The organism is Salinispirillum marinum, from assembly GCF_042650105.1.
GTDB classification, from domain to species: domain Bacteria; phylum Pseudomonadota; class Gammaproteobacteria; order Pseudomonadales; family Natronospirillaceae; genus Salinispirillum; species Salinispirillum marinum.
On record NZ_JBHSAL010000002.1, the window covers coordinates 762,324 to 785,172 of the forward strand.

A 22,849-nucleotide genomic window follows, 5' to 3' on the forward strand; every position below is an offset into this window, starting at 1 on the left:
TCGACTTAGTTGTGCTGCTGTATCTTCTCCGGCAACAACCCTTTCGGTGCATAACGCAGCACCAATACGATCAAGAGCCCAATCGAGAACACACGTGCTTGCAAGGCGCGGCTGGCGAGGTTCGCCTGTGCTTCCGCATCGCCCGCTGACGTCACCACTTGCAGAATCCACAGCGCCAGAGGCTCGGACATGATCCAAATGATGTACACCACCGCTGCGCCTATGATGGTACCGGTGTTATTGCCAGGCCCACCCAAGATCACCATCACCAAGACGAGAAAGGTATGGTTTAAAGGCACATAACCAGAAGGATCAAAGAGACCGTTGAAGGTACCTAAGGTTGCACCGCCGAGCCCCATTAAAAAGCAACCCAAAACAAAGATTTCCAAGCTACGTTTATTGACGTCTTTGCCCATGGCAGAAGCCGAAATCTCATTATCACGAATCGCACGAATCATCCGCCCCCAAGGCGCGTGATAGGCACGATGTAACAGGAAATAAATCGCCATAATCATCACCGCCGTAACGGAGAAATACATGGCTCGCGCTGCCACAAAGCCCACATCGATTGGCTGTGGCACCGGCCATGGTAAAGGCGATACGGTAGCAATGCCCCGCGTTAACCAATCTTCATTCTTGAGGAACGCCTTAATAATTTCCGCACAGCCCAAGGTTGCAATAGCCAGATAGTCGCTACGCAAACCCAAACAAATGCGGCCGATAAAGTAGCCCACAAAACCGGCAACCATACCACCGACTATCCAGCCGGACCATGGTGGCAAGCCTAACCCACCTATAAAGTCAGCATCGCGTTCAATGGCTTGGGTCACTGGAACCATGTTGGATTTGATCCAAAAATACACGACGATGGCCACCAATACGGTCACCACCGTGCGTAACTTTGGCGACAAGCCAAAACGATTGAGCTTTGATGCCCCATAGATCAGCGCCAGACCAATGGCGATGCGGAGGAATACGCCACCCAGCTGTCCTGGCAGATCGGAGCCCCAAAAGTCATCATTGATCGGCATGCTGAAGAACATGGCAAAAAAGCCACCCAAGGCAACAAAGCCCATTACCCCGGCATTAAACTGTCCGGCATAACCCCATTGAATGGACAAGCCCAAGGCGATGATCGCGTAGCACGCAATCTCAACCAGCATACGGGTACCGTAGGCTGAACCAAACAGCCCGAACACCACCACGATGGCCAACAACAACAAGCCAAACAGGATCAACTCCCGCTTACCGATAAGCGATTTCATAGTAGTCGTCATCAGATCACCTTCCCTTTAAACAGACCGGTAGGACGCCATACCAAAATGGCGATCAGAATGAAAAACGGCACCACAATTTTGTATTCCGTGCCGACCAAGGTCAGGTTTGCCGGAAGTTCAAAGAGATTCGGAAACGCACGGTGCAATGGCCGTAACAATACAGCCCAGTTAAAGACCGCCATGGTTTCGGCGAAGCCCACCACAAACCCGCCGGCAATAGCACCATAGGGATGGCCTACCCCGCCCACAATGGCGGCCGCGAAAATAGGCAACAGTAGGAAGAAGCTCAAATCCGGCTTTAGGGTGACGTCCAGCGACAGCAAGGTCCCCGCAATCACGGCCAAAGAACCGGCAATGATCCAGGTAACCATGATCACGGTTTGCGTATTGATGCCCGACACCCGCGCTAAATCGGGGTTGTCTGACATGGCACGCATGGCTTTACCCATACGAGATTTGTTCAGGAAGTAATGTAGGCCAACCACACAAGCAATGGTCACTACCAAGAGCAATATCTGCGGCTCGGTAATCACCAGCGGACGGCTGGCAAAGGGCACATCGATACGGAAAATTTGTTTAAATTCGTCCACATAAAGACTGCGCGAACTGGTGCCAGCAAAGAGTCGGATCAACCCTTGCAGCATCAGGGTTACCCCTAATGACGCGATCACGATCACAATGGGCTTCACATTATGCTGGCGCAACGGTTTGTAGAATGCTCTATCAATACCCACGGCAACACCGGCCGTGACCGCCATGGCAATGGGCATTAGGACAAAGGCTGTGGGCAAGCCCACGACGGCGCCCACACCGGGGAACAGCGTGGTCAGAATGAGCACGATAAACGCACCCAGAGTCATCATATCGGCATGCGCAAAATGGGCAAACCGCATGATGCTGAACACCAAGGTCACACCAACGGCCCCTATCGCGTATACCGAACCCGACACAGCGCCGGAGATCAGTACATTATTAACAAAGAAAATAAATTCGTTCACAACATGGCTCCTTGGTGATTAACCGCCCAAAAAGGTCTTGGCGACCTCGGGATCATTGATGAGGTTTTCACCCGTGTCGGTAAAGCGGTTTTGACCCGCCGCCAAAACAAACCCCTTATGGGCAATCCGCAATGCCTGCTTGGCATGCTGCTCGACCATCAAGATACCTACACCCGCTTTGTTGATGGTGATGATACGGTCGAAGATTTCATTCATGTATAAGGGCGACAAGCCTGCTGTAGGCTCATCTAACAACAAGAGACTAGGTTCCATCATGAGCGCCCGGCCCATGGCAACCATTTGGCGCTGCCCGCCGGATAACTCACCCGCTGGTTGCTTGCGCTTGTCTTTCAGCGGTGGAAAGAATTCATACACCTGATCCAGCATGTGCTGAAAACTGTCTTTTCGGCTATAGGCGCCCATTTCAAGATTTTCATGCACGGTCAGACTGGGAAAAATATTTTTTTCCTGAGGCACAAACGCCATGCCTTTACTGACCAAAACCGTGGGGTCTGCATTGGTGATGTCTTCGCCACGTAAGGCAATCGACCCTTCATTAACATGCAACAAGCCGAAAATGGCTTTTAACATGGTGGACTTGCCAGCGCCATTCGGGCCAACGATCACCCCGATCTCGCCCTGCTCGATGGACATATTGACCCCGTTCAGGATATTCATGCCCCCGTAGCCACCATGGACATTGATTGCTTCAAAAATCGCCATATTGGTGCTCCGCCCTTAATGCGCTTCTGTGCCGAAATAGGCTTCGACCACTTCTTCGTTATTTTGGATTTCTTCTATGGTGCCCTGCACCATCACCGAACCCTGTGCCAACACAATCACGGGGTTACACAACTTGGCAATCATGTCCATGTCATGCTCGATGACGAGAAAGGTATAACCCAACTCTTTGTTCAAGCGCTGAATATTGGCGATCAAGTCTTGCAAGAGCGTACGGTTCACGCCCGCCGCAATCTCATCGAGCAACACCACTTTAGGATCGGCCATCATGGTGCGGCCAAGTTCCAACAGCTTTTTCTGACCACCAGAGAGATTGCCTGCCAGTTCATTTTTAACGTGGCCCAGCGACAGAAAATCGATAACATCCAGGGCTTTCTGGCGCACCGCCAGCTCTTCCGACCGAACAAGTCCGGGCTTGAACCAAGCATTGAACAAGCTTTCACCGGATTGATCGCCCGGTACCATCATGAGATTTTCTAATGCGGACATATGGGAAAATTCATGGGCAATTTGGAACGTGCGCAACAAGCCTTTGTGGAACAGTTGATTGGCCGGAATATGGGTGATGTCTTCTCCGGCAAAATGGATGCTGCCGGCGTCGGCCGGAAAAGCACCGGCAATGATGTTAAAGAGTGTGGATTTACCAGCCCCGTTGGGCCCGATAAGCCCGGTAATTGAACCTTCTTCAACCGCAATAGAACAGTCATTGATGACCTTGAGGTGTCCGAAAGATTTGGAAACGTTCTTAACGTCAATAATGTTAGTCATTGACCCTCCCCGTGTGTGTGACATCGGCTCGATGAAGATGAACAAGCGTGTCGTTATTATCGTAGGTTTTAGAGGACCCGTGTGATGTTATGGTGTTTTGATAGGCTGCGGCGACGTAATTATTTATTCGATCGCGACCGAGGCTTGTAAAACACATCCGCGCGATTCTACCCACCCACCACACAAAATCAAAAACTTAACACCGCCTGCCCAGCATTCATCTAATGTATGCTGTAAACAAGACAGCACGCTATGACATTTACGTTAACGTAAACCCCATAGCGACCACAAACATTGCCCAAAAAAAACCCCGACACTGAGATCGGGGTTTTTATCTACTGAGCATCTGCTCCAGTAAGAATTGGCGCTATCAGGCCGCTAAGGCTTTCTTCGCACGCTCAGCCAAGGCTGTGAATGCGGCTGCTTCAAATACGGCGATATCGGCCAGCACTTTACGATCGATTTCCACGTTTGCACGCTTCAAACCGTTGATAAAGCGGCTGTATGACAAACCATTCAGGCGTGCAGCAGCATTGATACGAGCAATCCACAAGGCACGGAACTGACGCTTACGTTGACGACGGTCGCGGTAGGCGTATTGGCCGGCTTTGATAACGGCTTGTTTTGCTACACGGAATACACGGCTACGAGCACCGTAATAACCTTTAGCAAGCTTCAGAACTTTTTTGTGACGCTGGCGTGCGGTGACGCCACGTTTTACGCGAGGCATAGTATAAACCCTTTTTCGTTAACTAATTTGACTTAGATGTAAGGCAGCATCCGACGGATCAGCGCTACGTCAGAAGGTGCAATTTGCTGCATGTTACGCAGCTGACGCTTACGCTTCTGGGGTTTCTTCGTCAGAATGTGGCTACGAAAAGACTGCTTATGCTTAAAACCATTCGCGGTTTTTCTGAAGCGCTTGGCGGCGCCTGATACAGACTTCATTTTTGGCATTTTAATACTCCAAAGTTCAAGGTTTCACCCACCGCTTCACACTTTCTCTGTGTGCCACACTAGTGGCTCACTCAAGGCTGGCGGTTGCCCGGGTGTATCAAATGAGCAAGCTTATGCTTACTCGTTTTTACTTCTTCTTGGCCGGTGCCATGACCATGATCATTTGACGACCTTCCAGTTTCGGGCGCTGTTCTACAACGGCCTGATCTTTCAAGTCTTCTTCGATACGCTCCATCAGTTTCATACCGAGATCCTGGTGGGCCATTTCCCGCCCGCGAAAACGCAAGGAGATTTTGGCTTTGTCACCGTCTTCAAGAAATCGCACCACATTACGCAGTTTGATTTTGTAGTCCCCATCATCCGTATTGGGGCGGAATTTCATTTCCTTAATCTGGGTTTGTTTCTGCTTCTTCTTCGCAGCGGCTTTGGCTTTCTTCTCTTCGAAAACCTTCTTGCCGTAGTCCATGATCTTACAGACGATCGGATCAGCGTCGGCGATCTGCACCAGATCCAAGCTAACCGACTGCGCTCTTTCCAGAGCTTGCGTCAGCGAAACAATGCCTACTTGCTCGCCGTTCTCATCAATTAAACGGCATTCTGTGGCTTCAATTTCATCATTGATCGGACTACGATTGCCTTTGCGCGGCTTAGCGTTCTTAATAGTGGTGTCTCCCCAGTTTATTATTTCGTAATGCGTTGCGATGTCTTTGACACGGCGGGCACTACGTCATCTCTTGTTGCTGTTTACGGCCCAGCAACGCCGATTCCGTACGTAACAAAGCCGCGAAATCCGCCAATGGCATGGCGCCTAAATCTTCGCCTTTACGGGTACGTACTGCAATCTGGCCAGATTCCATTTCCTTATCGCCAATCACAGCGATATAAGGCACCTTCTGCAACGTGTGCTCGCGGATTTTAAAGCCGATTTTCTCGTTTCTCAAGTCCGCATGTGCGCGAAAGCCCAGAGCTTTTAACTCTTTCTCGACTTTTTTGCAATAGTCAGCCTGATTATCGGTGATGTTACACACCACAATCTGCTCGGGCGACAACCATAATGGCAAGGCGCCTGCGTATTCTTCAATAAGAATTCCGATGAAGCGCTCCAAGGAACCTAAAATCGCTCGGTGAATCATTACCGGCTCTTTGCGTGCGCCGTCTTCGTCAACGAATTGCGCACCCAAGCGACCCGGCATCGAGAAATCCAACTGAATGGTACCGCATTGCCACGCCCGACCCAAGGAATCATAGAGCGTGAACTCGATCTTCGGGCCATAAAACGCCCCTTCGCCGGGCTGATATTCAAACGCTAAACCATTGGCATTCAAGGCGTCAGCCAAGGCCTGCTCCGATTTATCCCAAACCGCATCGCTGCCGATGCGTTTTTCTGGACGGGTAGACAGTTTTACGTCGATATTGTCGGCAAAACCAAAATCGGAATAGACGTCATAAACCATTTTGATGCAGCTGGACACTTCTTGCAGAATTTGCCCTTCCGTACAGAAAACGTGGGCGTCGTCTTGCGTGAACGAACGCACGCGCATCAAACCGTGCAAGGAACCGGAAGGCTCATTGCGGTGTACGATACCGAATTCAGCTAGGCGATACGGCAGGTCACGGTAACTTTTTAGACCTTGATTAAAGATCTGAATATGCCCGGGGCAGTTCATGGGTTTAACCGCGTAAGTGCGCTTTTCCGATTCAGTGGCGAAGATATTGTCGTGGTATTTGTCCCAGTGCCCGGACTTCTCCCACATGGAGACATCCATCACCATGGGTGCACGAACTTCTTCGTATTCGTATTGCGCCAGTTTGTCACGCACGTACTGTTCAACCACCTGATAAATGGTCCAACCTTTCTTATGCCAAAACACCATGCCGGGTGCTTCTTCTTGCCAATGGAACAGGTCTAACTGCTTACCTAAACGACGGTGATCGCGTTTTTCCGCTTCTTCCAAACGCAACAAGTAGGCGGCCAATTGCTTTTTATCCGCCCATGCGGTGCCGTAAATGCGTTGCAGCATCTTGTTGTCGCTGTTGCCCCGCCAGTACGCGCCAGACACCTTCATCAACTTAAAGTGATGGCAAAACCGCATATTGGGTACGTGCGGCCCACGGCACATATCAATGTATTCTTCGTGATGATACAAACCGGGTTGATCATCGCGTGCAATATCATCTTCCAGAATGGTTTGTTTGTAGACTTCTCCGCGCTGGGCGAAGGTGTCGTGTGCTTCCTGCCAACTGACCTTTTTCTTTACGACGTCGTAATTCGTTTTCGCCAACTCAAGCATGCGTTTTTCAAGCGCTATGAGATCGTCTTCGGTGAGCTTATGCTCCATATCGATGTCGTAATAGAAGCCGTTGTCGATGACCGGACCGATGGCCATCTTCACATCCGGGTACAACTGCTTAATGGCATGACCCAGCAAGTGTGCGGTGGAGTGCCGTATAATATCCAACCCAGCTTCGTCTTTCGCCGTGATAATGCTCAGGTCCGAATCTTCAGTGATAAGATCGCTGGCGTCTTTTTCTACTCCATTGACTTTACCTGCAATGGTCGCCTTCGCTAAACCGGGGCCAATGTCTTCAGCCACTTGCATAATAGATACGGGGTTCGCAAACTCGCGCTTGCTGCCATCGGGAAGGGTAATTACAGGCATATAAAATCTCCAGTGGTGACCCATACCAAGGGCCACATGTTTAGACAAACAAAAAAGGCACATACCATGACAGTTGTGCCTTAGCTGAATTCTGGTAGGCACGATTGGATTCGAACCAACGACCCCCACCATGTCAAGGTGGTGCTCTAACCAACTGAGCTACGTGCCTAGAAAGTGGTTGGCATTTTATCGGGTCTTTGGCTTATGTCAACTTAAATGTCGCTAACAAATTGATTTTCAAAGAGAATCAATGGGGTTTTGCTACCGACAACGGTGCCTGTTCAGGGCTCGAAGGCTCTTTATCGCTTTCTTCAGCGGGATCTTCATCCTCATCGTCATAAAACACAGCGGGCAAACTTTGCTGCAGCCGCGCCACACTGCGAATAAAGGCATAAACCGCGACAAAAGCCACCAATAAGGCCGTATGTTTATCCACTTCGATACTCAACAGGCTACTCCAAAGTACCCACAGCAAAGCATAACTGATGATCATGATCACGAAACGCCACCAGTAGTGGCGCGGCCGACAGTGATAGCCCACCATCACGGGTACCGCGAGCGACGCGGCAAAATGCTGAATCAGGGTAAACCAGAAGGTTTCAAACAACGCGGCCATTCGGCAATCTCTTTTCAATACACAATAACATCCCTTTGAATCCTACCTGAGCCAGCCGCAGAGACAAAACACTTATACCCGGAACCCTCGTTTATCCGACTCATGCACGGTATAATCGGCCCCCTTTTTACCTCCGACACAGGCTTTACCTCAATGCTGAATGCCGATTCTCTCGCCCAGCTCGCGGCGCTGAAATCTCAAATCAAAGTGGAAAAGAACCTTTTGCAGGGCGTCGTGCGCGGCACGTCCAATCGATTCGGCTTTGTAGAATGCCCGACTGGCGAAAGCTATTTCATTCCACCCGAAGAGATGAAGCGGGTGTTTCCCGGTGATCGCGTAGAGTTCACACTGGCGGACGTCGATGGTAAGTCGCAGGCGGTCCTGGAGAACTTGTTGGCAACAACACTCTCTGGCGTTATGGGCAAGGTCATTCGTAAAGGTCCAAACAGCCTGCTAAACACCGAGCATCCCGGGATGAACCGCTGGATCAGCCTGGCATCCAAGTCGGCGGAGTCGATCGCAGAAGACACCTGGGTGAAATGTCAAATCACCCGCCATCCGTTTCCCGATGGCAAGGCAGTGGCCAAGGTGCTGAATGTTGTCGCACAGGGTGATGATCCCTTAGTAGAACATACAGTCGGCAAAGCGCGCTTTGATTTGAGCGCTGAATTTTCTGAGTCCGTCGACACGGCGGCACAAGCGCTCGACTACACGGCCATCATGGCCGCACAAACAGATTACATTGATGATACCCAACGCCCCTACTTCACCATTGACGCGGCCAGCACGCAAGATATGGATGATGCCCTCAGCATTGAAGACTTGGGTCACGCTTGGCGATTGCATGTAGCCATTGCCGATCCTTCCTTATTTGTACAACCGGGTAGCACCTTAGACCGTGAGGCTTTGCAACGCGGCACCAGCCGATATCTGCCTGCCGAAACCCTGCACATGCTGCCCAAGGCTCTGTCGGTTACTGCCTGTTCCTTACAACCTGCCCAACGGCGGCCTGCCCTGTTGTTTAAGGTGGATGTTGCCAAAGGAAGCGGCCAGGCCGGAACGCCCCAATTTGCATTTGGCTTCGTCATCAGCCAAGCCAAACTCGCCTATACCGAGGTCAGCGCATTGTTAGCGGGTGCAAACGATGTTGAGCTGGCACCCAGCATCCATCATCAATTGCAGCTCTTGGAGCAACTCACAACCGACCTTACGCACCTTAGACAGCAACAGGCGTTGGTGATGGAAGAACGTCCCGACTACCGCTACGACTTGGACGAGGTCGGGCATATCGCGGCCATTCGCGAAGAGCCACGTACCCGGGCCCATCAAATGGTTGAAGAATGCATGCTGCTGACTAACCGCTTAACCGCGGAACATTTGGCTCAACATAATGTCGGGTTGTTTCTGTGCCACGAAGGCTTCCGCGACGACCAGGAAACCACCTTGCTTCCGTTGTTCGAGCAATCCTTAGGAGTCGTGCCTGAGGATCTGAACAACTTTGAACAGATGCTGCCGTTGCTGCAAGAGGCCCAGCGCCATCCCGAACTACCGCTGGCCCGTATGCTGGCCAAGAGCTATCAGCGTACGGCGTTGCTGAGCGAACCCCGTCCGCACTGGGGTTTGGGTTTCCGCTGCTACACCACGGTCACCTCACCCATTCGGAAGTATCTGGATTTGGTGTTGCATCGTCAGTTAAAGGCCTTATGGCGTGGAGAAGCCGTGCCGACATTGACGGAAGCCGAGTTGCAGCACCTGCAGGAAACCCAATCCAGCAGCCGCCAGCTCAGCAATTATGTGGAGACCTGGCTGAAAACGCTGTACATGAAAACCCTTGAAGGACAGAAACTCACCGGTGAAATCCAACACACCATCCCCAGCGGCTTCTCCGTCCAGCTCGACAAACTTGGCATCAGTGGCTTTGTGAACGTGAAAGGGTGGCGCGATAAATCTGCACAGTATGACCCGATTTTGCAAACGCATCGCTCTGAACGTGGCGACTTCGGTTTAGGTGCAAGGGTTCAGGTAGAAGTACATTCGGTGGATTTAGAGCGCCGCAACGTTCAGTTAAACGTTGTTGGCTTGATGTAAAACAGAGTCCTTCTCAAAAAGGCCTTTCACTGGGCCTTTAAGGATTCGCCAGGCATCTAGCCACGCTTTAGCTGTTCCTTCAACGACAGTAATTCATCGCGCAATGCGGCCGCCTTTTCAAACTCCAAGGCTTTAGCGGCTTTGTGCATCTCGTCTTCTACTTGGCGAATGCGTTTGGTGAGTTCGGCAGGCGTGCGGTAGGCCGCCGCAGGTTCGGCCACCTGCCTGACCTTCTCCCGCAGGCCAGTTTGTTTCTTCGCCTTGCCGGGGATCACGGTACCTTCCATGATGTCCTGCACATTCTTCTTCAGCGCTTGCGGCGTAATCCCGCGTTCTTCGTTGTACTGAATCTGTTTGGTGCGTCGACGATCGGTTTCCGCGATGGCCCTCGCCATGGAGGGCGTGATTTTCTCCGCGTACAGTATGGCCTTGCCTTCCAAGTTCCGTGCGGCCCGCCCCATGGTTTGAATCAACGATCGCTCAGAGCGCAGGAAGCCTTCTTTATCGGCATCCAGAATGGCAACCAGCGCCACTTCAGGAATGTCCAAGCCTTCGCGCAACAGGTTAATGCCCACCAGCACATCAAATTCACCCAAACGTAAATCCCGGATGATTTCGATGCGCTCTACGGTATCGATATCACTGTGTAAATACTTCACCCGGACCCCATGGTCGGCTAAGAAGTCGGTGAGATCTTCTGCCATTCGTTTTGTCAGCGTGGTAACCAGAATACGTTGGCCTTTGGGGGTGCGAATGTTGATTTCCTGCAGCAAATCATCCACCTGCGTACGTTGCGGGCGAATCTCTACTTCGGGGTCAATCAAGCCGGTCGGGCGCACCACTTGCTCTACCACTTGCCCAGCATGCTGCTCTTCGTAAGGGCCCGGCGTGGCCGATACGAACACCAACTGCGGCGCTAATTGCTCCCACTCTTCAAAGCGCAACGGGCGATTATCCAGTGCCGATGGCAGGCGGAAGCCATATTCTACCAAGGTTTCTTTGCGCGACCGGTCACCGCGATACATCCCACCCAGCTGTGGGATGGTCACGTGGCTTTCGTCCACGAACACCACGGCATCTTTCGGTATGTAGTCAAATAACGTCGGCGGTGGCTGGCCAGGGCCACGCCCGGACAAGTAACGGCTGTAGTTCTCGATGCCGTTGCAATAACCCAGCTCTTGCATCATTTCCAGATCGTACAGCGTGCGTTGCTCCAAGCGTTGTGCTTCAACCAAGCGGTTCTCTTTATGCAACAGAGCCAAGCGCTCTTTCAATTCGGCCTTAATGTGGTCGATAGCCCCGACAATCGTTTCACGCGGTGTTGCATAATGCGTTTTGGGGTACACGGTATAACGCTGCAACGGCTGGATGACTTCGCCCGTCAGCGGGTCGAACAGCACCAGCTTTTCAATCTCGTCATCGAACAACTCAATGCGCAGGGCCTCGGTTTCTGATTCGGCCGGAAAAATGTCGATCACATCGCCACGCACCCGATAATTACCGCGAAAAAAGTCGATGTCGTTACGGGTGTATTGCAGTTCCGCCAAGCGGCGCAGAATAGCTCGTTGGTCTATTTGATCACCGCGCACCAAATGCAGAATCATCCGCATGTAGGATTCCGGCTCGCCCAAACCGTAGATCGCCGATACCGTGGCCACAATCAATACGTCGCGGCGCTCCAACAAGGCTTTGGTGGCGGACAAGCGCATCTGCTCGATCTGTTCATTGACGGTGGCGTCTTTGTCTATGAAGGTATCCGACGCAGGCACATAGGCTTCTGGCTGGTAATAATCGTAATAAGAAACGAAATACTCTACGGCGTTTTCAGGAAAGAAATCCTTAAATTCACCGTAGAGCTGGGCCGCCAACGTTTTGTTGTGCGCCATGATGATGGCCGGGCGCTGAACCTGCTCCACCACCTTGGCCATTGCGTAGGTTTTACCGCTGCCGGTTACCCCCAACAGCGTTTGCGCCCGCAAGCCCGCATCTAATCCGTACGACAGCCCTTTAATGGCTTCCGGCTGATCACCCGCCGGAGCGTAAGGGGAATGGACGACAAAAGGCTTGCTCATACAACCTCGAAATAATTAAAGAACGGCCGCAATGGCTTTGCACAGATATTCCATGCGCTCGGTACTCATACCGGCCACGTTCATACGACCAGAGCCGACCATATAGATGGCGTACTCATCGCGCAGACGTTGAACCTGTTCTTTATTCAGCCCGGAAAAACTGAACATGCCTTTTTGCTGCGCAATAAAACTAAAATCCTGACTAACGCCTTGCGCTTTCAAGCCATCAACGAAGGCTTGGCGTAAATCCAGAATGCGTGAACGCATCGCCGCCACTTCTTGATGCCAACGAGCGGTCAGTTCTGGATCTTGCAAAATAGTGCTTACCACAGCAGCGCCATGGAACGGCGGATTCGAGTAAATAGCCCGAATCAACACTTTCACTTGGCTAAGCACCGCCGCGGCTTCATCTGCCGTGGCAGCAACGACAGTAATAGCACCTACACGCTCATTGTACAGGCCAAAATTCTTGGAAAATGAACTGGCGATAATGACTTCAGGAATCTGCTCCACCAGCAAGCGTAGGCCAGCGGCATCTTCCTCAACACCCTCACCAAAACCCTGATAGGCAAAATCTAGGAACGGCAGCGCTTGCTGTTGTTTCAATACTTGGGTGATCTGGCCCCATTGCGCAATCGTTGGATCCACGCCCGTCGGGTTGTGACAGCAACCATGCAGCAGCACAGCATCACCGGGCTGCACCTGGCCGAGATCAGCCAGCATGCCATCAATATCCAGCCCTTTGGTTTCCGCATCGAAATAACGGTAGGTTTTAATGGTCAGCCCAGCGGCAGCAAACACGCTGTTATGGTTGCCCCAGGTCGGCTCGCTGATCCAAACCGTGGTAACACCTAACTGACGGGTCATTAACTCGGCGGCAATACGCAGTGCGCCCGTACCACCCGGAGCCTGAGCCGTTTTTACCCGACCGGAAGCGATCAACGGCGACGTAGCACCCAAGAGTAATTTTTGTACCGCCAGCGCATACTCTGCAGCCCCTTCGATGCTGGAGTAGCTCTTGCTGTTTTCACTGTTCAATAACCGTCGCTCGGCTTCTTTCACCGTCTCTAGAATTGGGGTGTTGCCCCCAGCATCTTTGAACACACCGACCCCCAGGTTGATCTTTTCCGGGCGGGTTTCGGCTTTAAAAGCTTCGTTCAGGCCAAGAATGGGGTCGGCAGGCGCAACGGACACTCGTTCAAACATGATGAGAGAATTCCTTTAGGACGATGAGTTTTGAAAGGTGGACGTGCAGTATAAACGGGCGGAATTACGACAGCAATGAAAGGCTTGAGCGGGGTGGCGGCATAATGGCCGCCACCCGACGATTTACCAAGGTTGATAACCGTCGGCAACCCCTTTTGAATTGATCGCTACCGCATCATGGGCGTGCAGGCTCTCGAAATGATCCACCCGTAACCAGAAGTCACGCACCCAAGACTGTTGATTCAACACGGCAGTGACACGTCGCGCGGCGTCTTCACAGAACATCAAATTTTGCCCGTTTAACCGTGCAAACTCCTGTTCATCTTCGCGCTTTACCGCCGTCTGCACCGGTGTTTTCAACGCGGCTTCAATGGCGTCAATCAACGACAAGAACGGAAACGCGTGCAAGGTCGGGTCGATTTGAATTTTTACGCGAGCATTCGAGCGTTGGCTGTGTGGCGTGGCACCAATACCCTCTTCCGAACCTAAAAATGCCAGCACATCGTCAACACTGACCTGTCCCTCAGCACCAAACTTGGCGGCAAAGCCTTGTTGAATAATTTGACGGGCCAGCGCCGCTGAACATGGACAGGTAGATGAGTATGGGACGTTCACTTCCAATTCGAGCGTCGGCTTACCGTCTTTATAGCTGGCTCTGATGGCAGCCGGGTAAGCCTTATGTCCTTCATTACCGCTCTTCAAAGAAGCACGTAAGGTTACGAGATCAAACTCTGCCGCCAAGCTGGCTCGAGAGCTCAAACCTTGGTGAGTTTCAATAAATGTATCCAATTGACGCGTAAACTCTAGCGGCGAAACACCCCCGCTTTTCGCCATTTGCTCAACGCTCAGATACAAACGGGACATATGTATGCCCTTAGCGTTCGGGTCGTCCAGGCTGACAAAGGTATTCAACTTAGCCTGCACCAACAACGGCGTATCCACTTGGGCATCGCGCAGAGGGAAAGGCAAGCTGATACCACTCATGCCTACCCAATCCAAGGTGCCTTTTTGTACGGGTTTGCCTGCTTCGGCGACATCGGGCATCAACGGGCTCAACGACGTTTCACTGACCTTCATTCGGTAATATCCTACTGATTTGCTCAGGTATAAGAGCGCGCTAGTTTATCCGAACAGACCGCCTTTTTCATCTCTTTTGGTCATGGTTTTTCCCTATAGGAAAGATTACTTTATACACTGTGCCCTTTAACCTAATTGCCGATTTATGACCCCAGAACGATACGCCAAAATACGCCAGGTACTTGACCGACGCCAACCCGACCTGCGGGTGCTGACCGATGGCGTACACAAAGCGCAAAATTTGTCCGCCATTTTGCGTACCTGCGATGCCGCCGGTGTCATGAATTTGCACATGGTCACGCAGCCAGGCCAACGAACCGGAATCTGGAAACGCAGTGCAGGCGGCAGTGCCCGGTGGGTGAAAAGGCACTTACATCCCGACGGCTCTCATGCGACCCTGGCCCTAAAACAACAAGGTTATCGAGTTTACGCGGCAAATCTGTCCAACAAAGCTGTGGATTATCGAACGCTCGACTATACGGTGCCTTGTGTGATCGTAATGGGGGCAGAGAAAACTGGTGTATCGGCCCCCGTACTCGCCTTGACCGATGCAGAGATGACCATCCCCATGATGGGTATGGTGGAGTCGTACAACGTGTCTGTAGCCACCGCCCTGATCTTAAATGAAGCTCAACGACAGCGGGAGCAGGCCGGCCTGTATGCGTCACCCTCTCGTTTAAGCCCCACGGAATACGCCAATACTCGCTTTGAATGGTGCCACCCGAAACTGGCCCGATTCTGCCAAAAGAACAACCTTGCCTATCCTGCCCTGGATAGCGAGGGTGACGTGCTTGATCCCGCGCAGTGGTATCAAGATGTGCGTGCCCGAAAGGCACGAAATCAACCGAAAGAGCTTACCGATGACCACCTCTGAACAGCGCGCGTCCCGTGGCCGGGATATGCAACGCGTGACCTGGATTAGCACCGGCGTTGACTTTGCATTGTCGGCTCTCAAACTGTTCATCGGCATGCTGGTCCGCTCCCCGGCATTGATCGCAGACGGATTGCACAGCTTATCGGATCTCATCACCGACTTTCTTGTCTTGATCATTAACAAAGTGGCCCATACCGCCCCGGACGACGAACACCCCTATGGACACGCCCGCTTTGAAACACTCGGCACCATGATCATTGGTATTGTGCTGGTGTCTATTGCGCTTGGATTGGCATGGGACAATGCAGCACGCTTGATGCGCGGTGATGCCCCGGCGAATGCCAGCCTGCTGGCCATCGTCACCGCGGCGTTTTCTTTGGTGGCCAAGGAGCTGCTGTTTCGCTACGGCATGCATTGGGCAAAAAAATTGAATTCCACCCTGATGGAAGCTAATGCCTGGCACAGCCGCAGTGATGCCTGGTCCAGCTTGGTGGTGCTGCTGGGAGTAATTGCCACTTGGTTTGGCTATGGCTGGTTGGAATCTTGGGCGGCACTGGTCGTAGCCGCGCTGATTGGCAAAATGGGTGTTGAACTCACCTGGAACGCCCTGCAAGACCTAGCCGACCGTGCCATTCCGCAGGATATTCAACGTCGCATTCGCACTGAAATACAAGCCGTTCCGGGTGTGGATAATGTGCACCATTTACGGACGCGCCTAATGGGCAACGAAATCTACATTGATGTGCACATTCAGGTCAGCAACTTTATTTCGGTGTCCGAAGGCCATCATATTGGTGACAGCGTGATGTCTCAGCTCTACCATAACTTCCCGGATGTGAGTGACATTACGTTGCACGTCGACCCGGAAGATGATGCCAGCACAACGCGCAATGCAAACGCGCCCTTGCGTCCGGCTATTATTTCTGCACTGGCTAAGTACCCTAATCTATCAACATATCAGCGTATGCAGATCCACTATCGACAGCAACGCGTGCGTCTGGAATTGTATTTTACGAATAAACCGGATGAAGCCTGCCAACACGAGCGTGTTCAGGCGATGCAAGATAATGCTTGGCTGGAAGAAATTGAGTTGTATCGACGAGAGGTTTTCAGAGAGCATCCCTGAAAACCTCCAATACGTCGACCTTAGTCGGCTGTGATGTAATGGGATTCAACGATAAAGCCTTCCCCATCGACGATGTCTACGCGCCACTCACCCGACTGGCTGGTAGGGATGGTCTTGGACGACCACGTACGCCACCGAGGACCGCCGACGTTAAAACCGACTTCGGCTTCCACGACTTCGTTGTACACCCAGCGGTGCAACACACGTTGTCCGGTAAAATCACGTAAATCGGTGAACAAATACACTTGATCCAAGCCCGAAGGTAGGGTGCTCAGATTGTCTACTGGCTCACGATCGCTGATCGCTGTGGTGAAGATAGCGCGAGCAACTTCACCCACGGCTTCTACCGGCTCACCATGATTATCAGCTATTGCCATAGATGCAGACAGCCACAGGGCCATGAACAGTGTGGACAGTTTTTTCATCATTTTCTCCTTGGTTGTAAAAACAGGTTATGTGTGTAAAGACTAATTTAGTCAGCCTGACGGGTAAAGATGCGTTTCACACTTTGTTGAAAGTACAAATTCGACAAACAGTCTCGCTGCCGCTCATTAAACGGTGAAAAAACAGGAGGGAGTACACCACGGCACATCAGTTAAACCACAGCCAGTTCTCCCTCCATCGAATCCGCACTCCTGTACGGCAATAGCCACGCGACGGTGACAGGCGGCCATGTGAAAGACTTTACGGGGCGTTGACAGTGGGCACAACAAAAACGCTGTGTGGTTTTGTTGAGCAAACAGGCAAAAATGACATGAAAACGTCACGTAAAATACACTATTGAGTCAGAATTATGACGAACAGAGTAAGAAGCTTGGCTCATAGCCAAAATGCCGGAAGAATTTGCAAGACCCAACGTTGCGGGAGGGTCGTGACCCTCCCCTACAGAGATTCCGACAACGAAGAGCAGCTAGAAAATATGCCCTTGAAGGGGTTATTTACCGGTTACCAATGGGGGGAAGCGGCGGGATTACACCGTGGTTTTGCCCGCGATGCCGCAAATAATGGTCCATCAGCACAATGGCCATCATGGCCTCTGCAATCGGGGTAGCACGAATACCTACGCAAGGATCATGACGGCCTTTCGTCTCGACAGAAATAGCATTGCCGTTGCGATCAATACTGCGGCCAGGTAAACGGAGGCTGGACGTTGGTTTCAATGCAAGATGCGCGATGATGTCCTGGCCGGTACTGATCCCGCCAAGAATGCCACCGGCATGGTTGCTGAGGAATCCTTCCGGCGTCATTTCGTCCCGATGTTCTGTGCCCTTCTGTGCAACCGAAGCAAACCCATCACCGATTTCTACCCCTTTTACGGCATTGATGCTCATCAAGGCATGCGCCAACTCAGCATCCAAGCGATCAAAGATAGGCTCGCCAAGGCCAGGCTTCACCCCTCGGGCAACCACCGTCACCTTGGCACCCACTGAATTACCCTCTTTAATCAGGGCTTGCATGTACGCTTCCAGTTCTGGCAATTTGGTCGGATCGGGGCAAAAGAAGGCATTATCGTTGACGATCGACAAGTCCACCGGCGCCATTTCAATCGGCCCCAATTGCGATAGGTAACCCACGACCTCAATGCCTTCAACAGTCGCCAGATATTTCTTTGCAATGGCCCCAGCCGCCACGCGCATGGCGGTTTCACGGGCTGATGAACGCCCACCACCGCGATAGTCCCGAAAACCGTATTTTTGATCATAAGTATAGTCAGCATGGGCCGGGCGATAGGTATCTTTGATGTTGGCGTAATCTTTCGACCGCTGATCCGTATTCTCAATCATCAAACCGATGGCCGTGCCGGTGGTTTTGCCTTCAAAGACCCCTGACAGGATGCGTACTTGGTCATCCTCGCGGCGCTGAGTGGTGTAACGCGATTGGCCTGGCTTGCGCCGGTCGAGGTCGAGCTGCAAGTCGGCTTCGGTAATGGGTAACCCCGGAGGACAGCCGTCAACAATGGCACCTAACGCTGGGCCATGGCTTTCGCCGAACGATGTGACGGTAAACAATTTGCCAAAGGTATTGCCTGACATGCGGTGCTCTCTTCTGGACGTACCCTTGATCAAGGGCCTAAGTTGGGTCGACCGAGGCGATCACTGAAGAATCCAGTACTGCACTGTAATGAGGTCTGACCTTAATTATCGTATGGGTATTAAACGTGCGCGCATTATAAAGAATTCAACTCGGGCGCGCTAACCGAATTGCAGCACCCGGCTCACCCACCGACTCGAGCCGCCAGCAGATCTTCCCGACTGATGACACAAATACCGTGTCCGCCATCGGCAAATTCCAACCAAGTGAACGGTAGCTCCGGAAACGCCTCATCCAAAGCGGCAGCACTGTTGCCGACTTCTAAAAACAACAATCCTTCGGGGGCTAAGAACCGGTGAGCCTGGGCAAGCAATTGTCGGGTCAGGTCCAAGCCATCCTCGCCGGACCCCAACGCGAGTGCTGGCTCATGCTGGTATTCCGGCGGCATTTCAGCCAAGTCTTCTTGATCCACGTAGGGCGGGTTGGCCAAAATGACATCATAACCTTGTTCCGGTAAGGCCGAAAAACCGTCACTCAGGTAGGTTCGGACTCGATCGTCGACACCATGCCGGGCGATATTACGCTCGGCTACCTGCAAAGCCGCCGGACTGATATCCACCAAGTCTACGGTGGCTTCATGAAATTCCAACGCCGCTGCAATGCCAATGCAGCCGGACCCGGTACACATATCTAAAATCGCTGTTGGTTCGGCTTGGAGCCACGGCTCGCCATGCTGATTGATCAGTTCCGCAAAGGGCGAGCGTGGGATCAAAACATCGGCGTTGACCCAATAGGGGCGACCAGCAAACCATGCCTCACCGGTGATGTAGGGCAAAGGCAATCGCTGCTCAATCCGCATGCCTAACCATTCGACAATGCGCAAACGCTCGCTGGGCAACAACTTCGCCTGCAACAACTCCAACCGCCCAGCCAAGGGCTGACTGGCGGCTGACAGCACCAGATACGTTGCCTCATCCCAAGCATTGTCGGAACCATGGCCGAAATACACGCCATGACGGATCATTTCACTGCTGCACCAACGAACAAAGTCGCCAATGGTTTCCAATACGCCAAATTCTTCTGGGTCATGCCATGATGCAAGGGACGTCACCGGCTGAATCTCCTGTTAACGAAAGTGGGGCGACAAGATGGCTTTAACCCGCGCTTCTGCATTGTCGTCATCAGGCGCCAGATAACCCACGGTTTCTACTTGGATCTGCGTTTCAGCGACACCCGCCGTGCGCCATATTTCAGCGACCTGATTGGCGCGCTCGCGGCCTTGTGCCAAGGCTTCCGTTAAGTCTGTGCTGTAGTCATGGCCCACCAAGGTCACCACCCATTCAGGGTTGTCATTCAGTACAACAGCCCAATCATCCGCGTCAAATTGCTCAACCGGAACCGCTTGACCAGACAGCAAATAGGCCGGCAGCCGTTCGATACTTCCGCGCTGGGAAGCCTCCTGCCAGTATACATAGTTGGTTTGCGTACCACGGCGGACAACATACAACACGCGTATATCGCCATTGATCATACCGGTGCTGTAAAACTGATTGCGGTTTAAACCATAGAGGGTTGGAATATCAAAAACATGCACCGCCCAATGTTGACTGGAGCCACAACTGACGGCAGAACAACTGTAAAGCTCTTCGTAACCCTCTGCTTTCCACGACTCGATAATACGTTGGTAGATAGTCTGCTCACTGTACTGGCTCGACAGCTCGAACAATTGGGTGCGCAGCCGCTGCACATTGATCCGCTCTTCCCGATCCGCAATATAGTCGTTTCCCACCCGCTTTACGGCACTCTGTAACCACCAAAACTGTTGCGGTTCCGTCTCTTCGGTTTCCGCCAACAAACTTCTTGCCGGGAAGGATTGCAACACGTCTATCACAGAAGCATAAGCGACCGAGGGCAACGTTATTGCGCTCAACACCAAGGCCATTACAGCACCACGTAGAGCTGTCTTCATTCTTCTATCCTCTGTACTAAAGTATTCCATAATTCATGGGGCGACGATTCCATATGGCAGTGATGCCCGCCTGGCCACCAGGTAACCGTCTGTATCGGTAACTGGTTACGCAGACGCTCGACTAACGGATGGGCAAAAAACCCCGATTCCGCCACCACAACATGCCATGGACAAGCCACCTGAGCCGCCAAATGCAGACTTTGTTCTTCTTGAAATCGCCACAAGGAGCCAATTCTCACTCGCGGGTCGATCCGCAGGTGCCATTCCTCGCCGGTGGAACTGTCTCGTTTAAGTGTACCACGGGCCATCAGTGCTGCGTTTGCCTCGGTAGTAAAGGGACTGCCAACAGAAGCCCGGCGAGCTACCATAGCGGGAAAGCTTTTAGAGGGAGCAATGGCGGGATGTTTCACCAATTGTTCACGCAGGACGTTCAGGAATTGTGTAACCTGTTGCGTATTCTTATCGGCGCGTAGACCTACCATATCGAGCGTTATTAGGCCACAAACCTGTTGCGGCAAGAGTGCTGCTAACTGAGTCGCCAACATGCCGCCCAGTGAATGCCCTAACAACCAAACCGGTTCCGCGCATTGGGCAATACGTTCTGCCAATACGGGTAGGTAATCCCACAGGTTGTAAAATTGTGACGGCGGAAAATGCCCTGACTTACCATGCCCCGGCAAGTCAATCGCAATTAATTGATAAGGGCTGGACGACGCCTCAAGTGCTTCACCGAGCGCAGCGAAGCTTGCGGCATTATCCTGCCATCCATGTAATGCTAGGATGATCTGCTGCCCATCGCCCCAATGGCATTCCGCCAACGTCATGCCCAAACTGTGGGTCTGTGTCTCACGCATGGGGCAATACGCCGCTGTTGGCCATTAATTGACGCAGTTCATGGGCGGATGCTTCGGGTAATTCCAAAGGAAATAAATGCCCTCCCGCCACCTCATGTACCGGAATACCCAATTTCTGCGCCATCATTTGGCGATGGTGTGGTTTCACCAAACGGGTATCCTGCCCTACCACCACCTGCAAACCGACATGTCGACGCCGGTAGTGACGCACCCAGTTTGTCGGGTAAGTACGAAAAATGTGCGCCTCAACATCCGGGCGAAAGCGCAAGGACCAATCGCCGGACGCATTCTGTTCAGTCACCGCATGCACATAATCCCACAGCACATCATCAGGAAAACGGCGAAACAGCGGGCGCGTTCGCCAATAGGCAAAGGCGTCTTCCTGACTGGGCCACACGGCACGTCGTTTCATGGCCCGACCCGCCGGGGTAACTCGGTCGCGCCATGGCGTTCTTTTCAACAGCGCAAGCACCGAAGACTCCCAAAAGGTCATCAGAGGCACATCCAACACATAGACGGCACGAAACAGTTCGGGACGCATCAAGGAAACCATGAACATCAGGCCGCCACCCAATGAATGACCCACGCCAACGATGGGCTGCCCATGTTGCTCAATGTCATGGATCAAATGATCGCATAGGCTGAACCAGTTGTTCGTGACCGGAAAGTCCGGGTGATGCCCTAAGAAATCGGTAGAATGAAGCGTGAACCCTTCAGCCAAGGGCTTGAGAAACCGCTGGTAAGTAGCAACCGGGAACCCGTTGGCGTGCGCAAAATGCAAAATCGGATCTGTCATCGGCGCCTATTATTTCCAAGCAAAGGACAGCGTACCGGGCAGCGCTTGAGCGCCTGCCAAGAGCGCTAAGGAACCTGTCGAGAAACTGGTTTGATTGACCGATATAGCACTCAGTTGAGCGGCCAAGTAGCTTACAAAGGGATTGTGCGTTACCAACAGCCAAGTACCTTCGAGCGCTTGCAACTGGTCAATTGCATCTGAAACAGCGGCATCCGGCGTAATCCAGTCTGCGGAAATAACCTGCTCGGCCTGGCTATGTTGCAACACCAGTTGAGCACTTTGTTGCGTGCGGACATAAGGGCTGTGTATCAGCCCACTCAATTGAGTGGGCAATTTTTGCGCGGCACGGCCTATTTCTGCCTCGCCCTGCTGGGTTAGCCGACGTTGCGAGTCGTGTGCGGCCCGCGCTTCGGCTTCACCGTGACGCAATAAAAATAACTCAAGCATCGTCGCTGTTGGTCTCTTCTGCGTCTGTTCCCGGCCAATCATTGAACGGAAACGGCTTATATTCTGACTGAAAGGTTAAATAGTCACCACACTGATGAGCGTATTGCACGGTTGAATGGGCGACATTCAGAAGAGCCGGTTGCTTTTCACCTTTGATCATCACATACACCAATTGCACGAAGGCAAAGATACCAATGAAGATCCAAGCGATGCGACTCACCAGCCAAAAAAGAATCATGTAAAGTACACGAAACAACAGGTATTCCCATTTACTCCGGCTATCGTCCGACAT

23 protein-coding genes and 1 tRNA gene are annotated in these 22,849 nt (G+C 52.3%); 3 read left to right on the top strand and 21 right to left on the bottom strand.

All coding sequences use genetic code 11. The annotated features are described in order from the left end of the window. Window positions 1-5: 5 nt before the first annotated feature. From ACFOSD_RS10700 to ACFOSD_RS10745, 10 genes are all read right to left on the bottom strand, one after another. A complete protein-coding gene (locus ACFOSD_RS10700; protein WP_380696330.1) occupies window positions 6-1,277 on the bottom strand; it encodes a branched-chain amino acid ABC transporter permease in 1,272 nt (423 codons plus the stop codon). Continuing rightward, on the bottom strand, window positions 1,277-2,275 hold the full coding sequence (locus ACFOSD_RS10705) for a branched-chain amino acid ABC transporter permease (protein WP_380696332.1): 999 nt from the start codon (window positions 2,273-2,275) through the stop codon (window positions 1,277-1,279). Before ACFOSD_RS10705 ends, ACFOSD_RS10700 begins: the two co-directional genes overlap by 1 nt. Before the next feature lie 18 nt (window positions 2,276-2,293). Then, window positions 2,294-2,998, bottom strand: coding sequence for an ABC transporter ATP-binding protein (locus ACFOSD_RS10710; RefSeq protein ID WP_380696334.1), 705 nt, complete (start codon window positions 2,996-2,998; stop codon window positions 2,294-2,296). A 15-nt stretch (window positions 2,999-3,013) separates the two neighbouring features. Next, window positions 3,014-3,784 carry an ABC transporter ATP-binding protein gene (locus ACFOSD_RS10715; protein ID WP_380696336.1) on the bottom strand — a complete coding sequence of 257 codons (771 nt, stop codon included), beginning with the start codon at window positions 3,782-3,784 and terminating at the stop codon, window positions 3,014-3,016. 370 nt (window positions 3,785-4,154) lie between these two features. Beyond that, window positions 4,155-4,514 carry a 50S ribosomal protein L20 gene (gene rplT, locus ACFOSD_RS10720; RefSeq protein WP_380696338.1) on the bottom strand — a complete coding sequence of 120 codons (360 nt, stop codon included), beginning with the start codon at window positions 4,512-4,514 and terminating at the stop codon, window positions 4,155-4,157. A 32-nt stretch (window positions 4,515-4,546) separates the two neighbouring features. Then, window positions 4,547-4,741, bottom strand: coding sequence for a 50S ribosomal protein L35 (rpmI, locus tag ACFOSD_RS10725; protein WP_380696340.1), 195 nt, complete (start codon window positions 4,739-4,741; stop codon window positions 4,547-4,549). 127 nt (window positions 4,742-4,868) lie between these two features. Continuing rightward, on the bottom strand, window positions 4,869-5,444 hold the full coding sequence (gene infC / locus ACFOSD_RS10730; protein WP_449329099.1) for a translation initiation factor IF-3: 576 nt from the start codon (window positions 5,442-5,444) through the stop codon (window positions 4,869-4,871). A 19-nt stretch (window positions 5,445-5,463) separates the two neighbouring features. Next, window positions 5,464-7,401 (bottom strand): threonine--tRNA ligase, encoded by a 1,938-nt coding sequence (gene thrS, locus ACFOSD_RS10735; protein ID WP_380696342.1) that lies wholly within the window; start codon window positions 7,399-7,401, stop codon window positions 5,464-5,466. A 92-nt stretch (window positions 7,402-7,493) separates the two neighbouring features. Next, a tRNA-Val gene (locus tag ACFOSD_RS10740) sits at window positions 7,494-7,570 on the bottom strand. A gap of 78 nt (window positions 7,571-7,648) precedes the next feature. Further along, the gene (locus tag ACFOSD_RS10745; protein ID WP_380696344.1) at window positions 7,649-8,017 is read right to left on the bottom strand and encodes a hypothetical protein; all 369 of its coding nucleotides are present in this window, start codon (window positions 8,015-8,017) and stop codon (window positions 7,649-7,651) included. A gap of 153 nt (window positions 8,018-8,170) precedes the next feature. On the opposite strand from ACFOSD_RS10745, the gene ACFOSD_RS10750 reads away from it, so the two are divergent. Further along, window positions 8,171-10,105, top strand: a complete 1,935-nt coding sequence (locus ACFOSD_RS10750; protein ID WP_380696346.1) for a VacB/RNase II family 3'-5' exoribonuclease — start codon at window positions 8,171-8,173, stop codon at window positions 10,103-10,105. 56 nt (window positions 10,106-10,161) lie between these two features. Here ACFOSD_RS10750 and uvrB read toward each other — a convergent pair whose 3' ends face one another. The 3 genes from uvrB to folE2 form a co-directional block, all read right to left on the bottom strand. Next, the gene (uvrB, locus tag ACFOSD_RS10755) at window positions 10,162-12,177 is read right to left on the bottom strand and encodes an excinuclease ABC subunit UvrB (RefSeq protein WP_380696348.1); all 2,016 of its coding nucleotides are present in this window, start codon (window positions 12,175-12,177) and stop codon (window positions 10,162-10,164) included. A 15-nt stretch (window positions 12,178-12,192) separates the two neighbouring features. Beyond that, window positions 12,193-13,383, bottom strand: a complete 1,191-nt coding sequence (locus ACFOSD_RS10760; RefSeq protein WP_380696350.1) for an amino acid aminotransferase — start codon at window positions 13,381-13,383, stop codon at window positions 12,193-12,195. A 123-nt stretch (window positions 13,384-13,506) separates the two neighbouring features. Beyond that, window positions 13,507-14,460 carry a GTP cyclohydrolase FolE2 gene (gene folE2, locus ACFOSD_RS10765; RefSeq protein ID WP_380696352.1) on the bottom strand — a complete coding sequence of 318 codons (954 nt, stop codon included), beginning with the start codon at window positions 14,458-14,460 and terminating at the stop codon, window positions 13,507-13,509. A gap of 145 nt (window positions 14,461-14,605) precedes the next feature. On the opposite strand from folE2, the gene trmH reads away from it, so the two are divergent. Next, complete coding sequence (trmH, locus tag ACFOSD_RS10770) at window positions 14,606-15,334, top strand: tRNA (guanosine(18)-2'-O)-methyltransferase TrmH (protein WP_380696354.1); 729 nt, start codon at window positions 14,606-14,608, stop codon at window positions 15,332-15,334. After that, window positions 15,321-16,460 (top strand): cation diffusion facilitator family transporter, encoded by a 1,140-nt coding sequence (locus tag ACFOSD_RS10775; RefSeq protein WP_380696356.1) that lies wholly within the window; start codon window positions 15,321-15,323, stop codon window positions 16,458-16,460. The genes trmH and ACFOSD_RS10775 overlap by 14 nt, the downstream gene beginning before the upstream one ends. 20 nt (window positions 16,461-16,480) lie before the next feature. Here the strand turns inward: ACFOSD_RS10775 and ACFOSD_RS10780 are convergent, their stop codons facing one another. The 8 genes from ACFOSD_RS10780 to ACFOSD_RS10815 all read right to left on the bottom strand — a co-directional run bounded on the left by ACFOSD_RS10780 (window position 16,481) and on the right by ACFOSD_RS10815 (window position 22,849). Beyond that, entirely contained in the window at window positions 16,481-16,885 is a 405-nt protein-coding gene (locus ACFOSD_RS10780; RefSeq protein ID WP_380696358.1) for a DUF2914 domain-containing protein, read from the bottom strand. A gap of 513 nt (window positions 16,886-17,398) precedes the next feature. Beyond that, complete coding sequence (gene aroC / locus ACFOSD_RS10785; RefSeq protein ID WP_380696360.1) at window positions 17,399-18,493, bottom strand: chorismate synthase; 1,095 nt, start codon at window positions 18,491-18,493, stop codon at window positions 17,399-17,401. A gap of 182 nt (window positions 18,494-18,675) precedes the next feature. After that, window positions 18,676-19,602: a 50S ribosomal protein L3 N(5)-glutamine methyltransferase gene (gene prmB, locus ACFOSD_RS10790; protein WP_380696362.1), complete on the bottom strand. Its 927-nt coding sequence runs from the start codon at window positions 19,600-19,602 to the stop codon at window positions 18,676-18,678. A 15-nt stretch (window positions 19,603-19,617) separates the two neighbouring features. After that, window positions 19,618-20,460 (bottom strand): DUF4892 domain-containing protein, encoded by an 843-nt coding sequence (locus tag ACFOSD_RS10795; RefSeq protein WP_380696364.1) that lies wholly within the window; start codon window positions 20,458-20,460, stop codon window positions 19,618-19,620. Further along, complete coding sequence (locus ACFOSD_RS10800) at window positions 20,457-21,314, bottom strand: alpha/beta hydrolase (protein WP_380696366.1); 858 nt, start codon at window positions 21,312-21,314, stop codon at window positions 20,457-20,459. Before ACFOSD_RS10800 ends, ACFOSD_RS10795 begins: the two co-directional genes overlap by 4 nt. Continuing rightward, complete coding sequence (locus tag ACFOSD_RS10805; RefSeq protein ID WP_380696368.1) at window positions 21,307-22,110, bottom strand: alpha/beta fold hydrolase; 804 nt, start codon at window positions 22,108-22,110, stop codon at window positions 21,307-21,309. The genes ACFOSD_RS10800 and ACFOSD_RS10805 overlap by 8 nt, the downstream gene beginning before the upstream one ends. A 9-nt stretch (window positions 22,111-22,119) precedes the next feature. Further along, the gene (sixA, locus tag ACFOSD_RS10810) at window positions 22,120-22,557 is read right to left on the bottom strand and encodes a phosphohistidine phosphatase SixA (RefSeq protein ID WP_380696370.1); all 438 of its coding nucleotides are present in this window, start codon (window positions 22,555-22,557) and stop codon (window positions 22,120-22,122) included. Continuing rightward, window positions 22,550-22,849 carry a DUF4389 domain-containing protein gene (locus tag ACFOSD_RS10815; protein WP_380696372.1) on the bottom strand — a complete coding sequence of 100 codons (300 nt, stop codon included), beginning with the start codon at window positions 22,847-22,849 and terminating at the stop codon, window positions 22,550-22,552. The genes sixA and ACFOSD_RS10815 overlap by 8 nt, the downstream gene beginning before the upstream one ends.

Coding starts and splice junctions, on each gene's coding strand:
- aroC (WP_380696360.1), bottom strand. CDS start 18,493: ATGTCAGGCAATACCTTTGGCAAATTGTTTACCGTCACATCGTTCGGC.
- ACFOSD_RS10805 (WP_380696368.1), bottom strand. CDS start 22,110: ATGACAGATCCGATTTTGCATTTTGCGCACGCCAACGGGTTCCCGGTT.
- ACFOSD_RS10760 (WP_380696350.1), bottom strand. CDS start 13,383: ATGTTTGAACGAGTGTCCGTTGCGCCTGCCGACCCCATTCTTGGCCTG.
- trmH (WP_380696354.1), top strand. CDS start 14,606: ATGACCCCAGAACGATACGCCAAAATACGCCAGGTACTTGACCGACGC.
- ACFOSD_RS10800 (WP_380696366.1), bottom strand. CDS start 21,314: ATGCGTGAGACACAGACCCACAGTTTGGGCATGACGTTGGCGGAATGC.
- rplT (WP_380696338.1), bottom strand. CDS start 4,514: ATGCCTCGCGTAAAACGTGGCGTCACCGCACGCCAGCGTCACAAAAAA.
- sixA (WP_380696370.1), bottom strand. CDS start 22,557: ATGCTTGAGTTATTTTTATTGCGTCACGGTGAAGCCGAAGCGCGGGCC.
- folE2 (WP_380696352.1), bottom strand. CDS start 14,460: ATGAAGGTCAGTGAAACGTCGTTGAGCCCGTTGATGCCCGATGTCGCC.
- ACFOSD_RS10815 (WP_380696372.1), bottom strand. CDS start 22,849: ATGTCGGACGATAGCCGGAGTAAATGGGAATACCTGTTGTTTCGTGTA.
- ACFOSD_RS10780 (WP_380696358.1), bottom strand. CDS start 16,885: ATGAAAAAACTGTCCACACTGTTCATGGCCCTGTGGCTGTCTGCATCT.
- ACFOSD_RS10715 (WP_380696336.1), bottom strand. CDS start 3,784: ATGACTAACATTATTGACGTTAAGAACGTTTCCAAATCTTTCGGACAC.
- ACFOSD_RS10750 (WP_380696346.1), top strand. CDS start 8,171: ATGCTGAATGCCGATTCTCTCGCCCAGCTCGCGGCGCTGAAATCTCAA.
- ACFOSD_RS10795 (WP_380696364.1), bottom strand. CDS start 20,460: ATGAAGACAGCTCTACGTGGTGCTGTAATGGCCTTGGTGTTGAGCGCA.
- ACFOSD_RS10775 (WP_380696356.1), top strand. CDS start 15,321: ATGACCACCTCTGAACAGCGCGCGTCCCGTGGCCGGGATATGCAACGC.
- ACFOSD_RS10700 (WP_380696330.1), bottom strand. CDS start 1,277: ATGACGACTACTATGAAATCGCTTATCGGTAAGCGGGAGTTGATCCTG.
- ACFOSD_RS10710 (WP_380696334.1), bottom strand. CDS start 2,998: ATGGCGATTTTTGAAGCAATCAATGTCCATGGTGGCTACGGGGGCATG.
- rpmI (WP_380696340.1), bottom strand. CDS start 4,741: ATGCCAAAAATGAAGTCTGTATCAGGCGCCGCCAAGCGCTTCAGAAAA.
- thrS (WP_380696342.1), bottom strand. CDS start 7,401: ATGCCTGTAATTACCCTTCCCGATGGCAGCAAGCGCGAGTTTGCGAAC.
- uvrB (WP_380696348.1), bottom strand. CDS start 12,177: ATGAGCAAGCCTTTTGTCGTCCATTCCCCTTACGCTCCGGCGGGTGAT.
- ACFOSD_RS10745 (WP_380696344.1), bottom strand. CDS start 8,017: ATGGCCGCGTTGTTTGAAACCTTCTGGTTTACCCTGATTCAGCATTTT.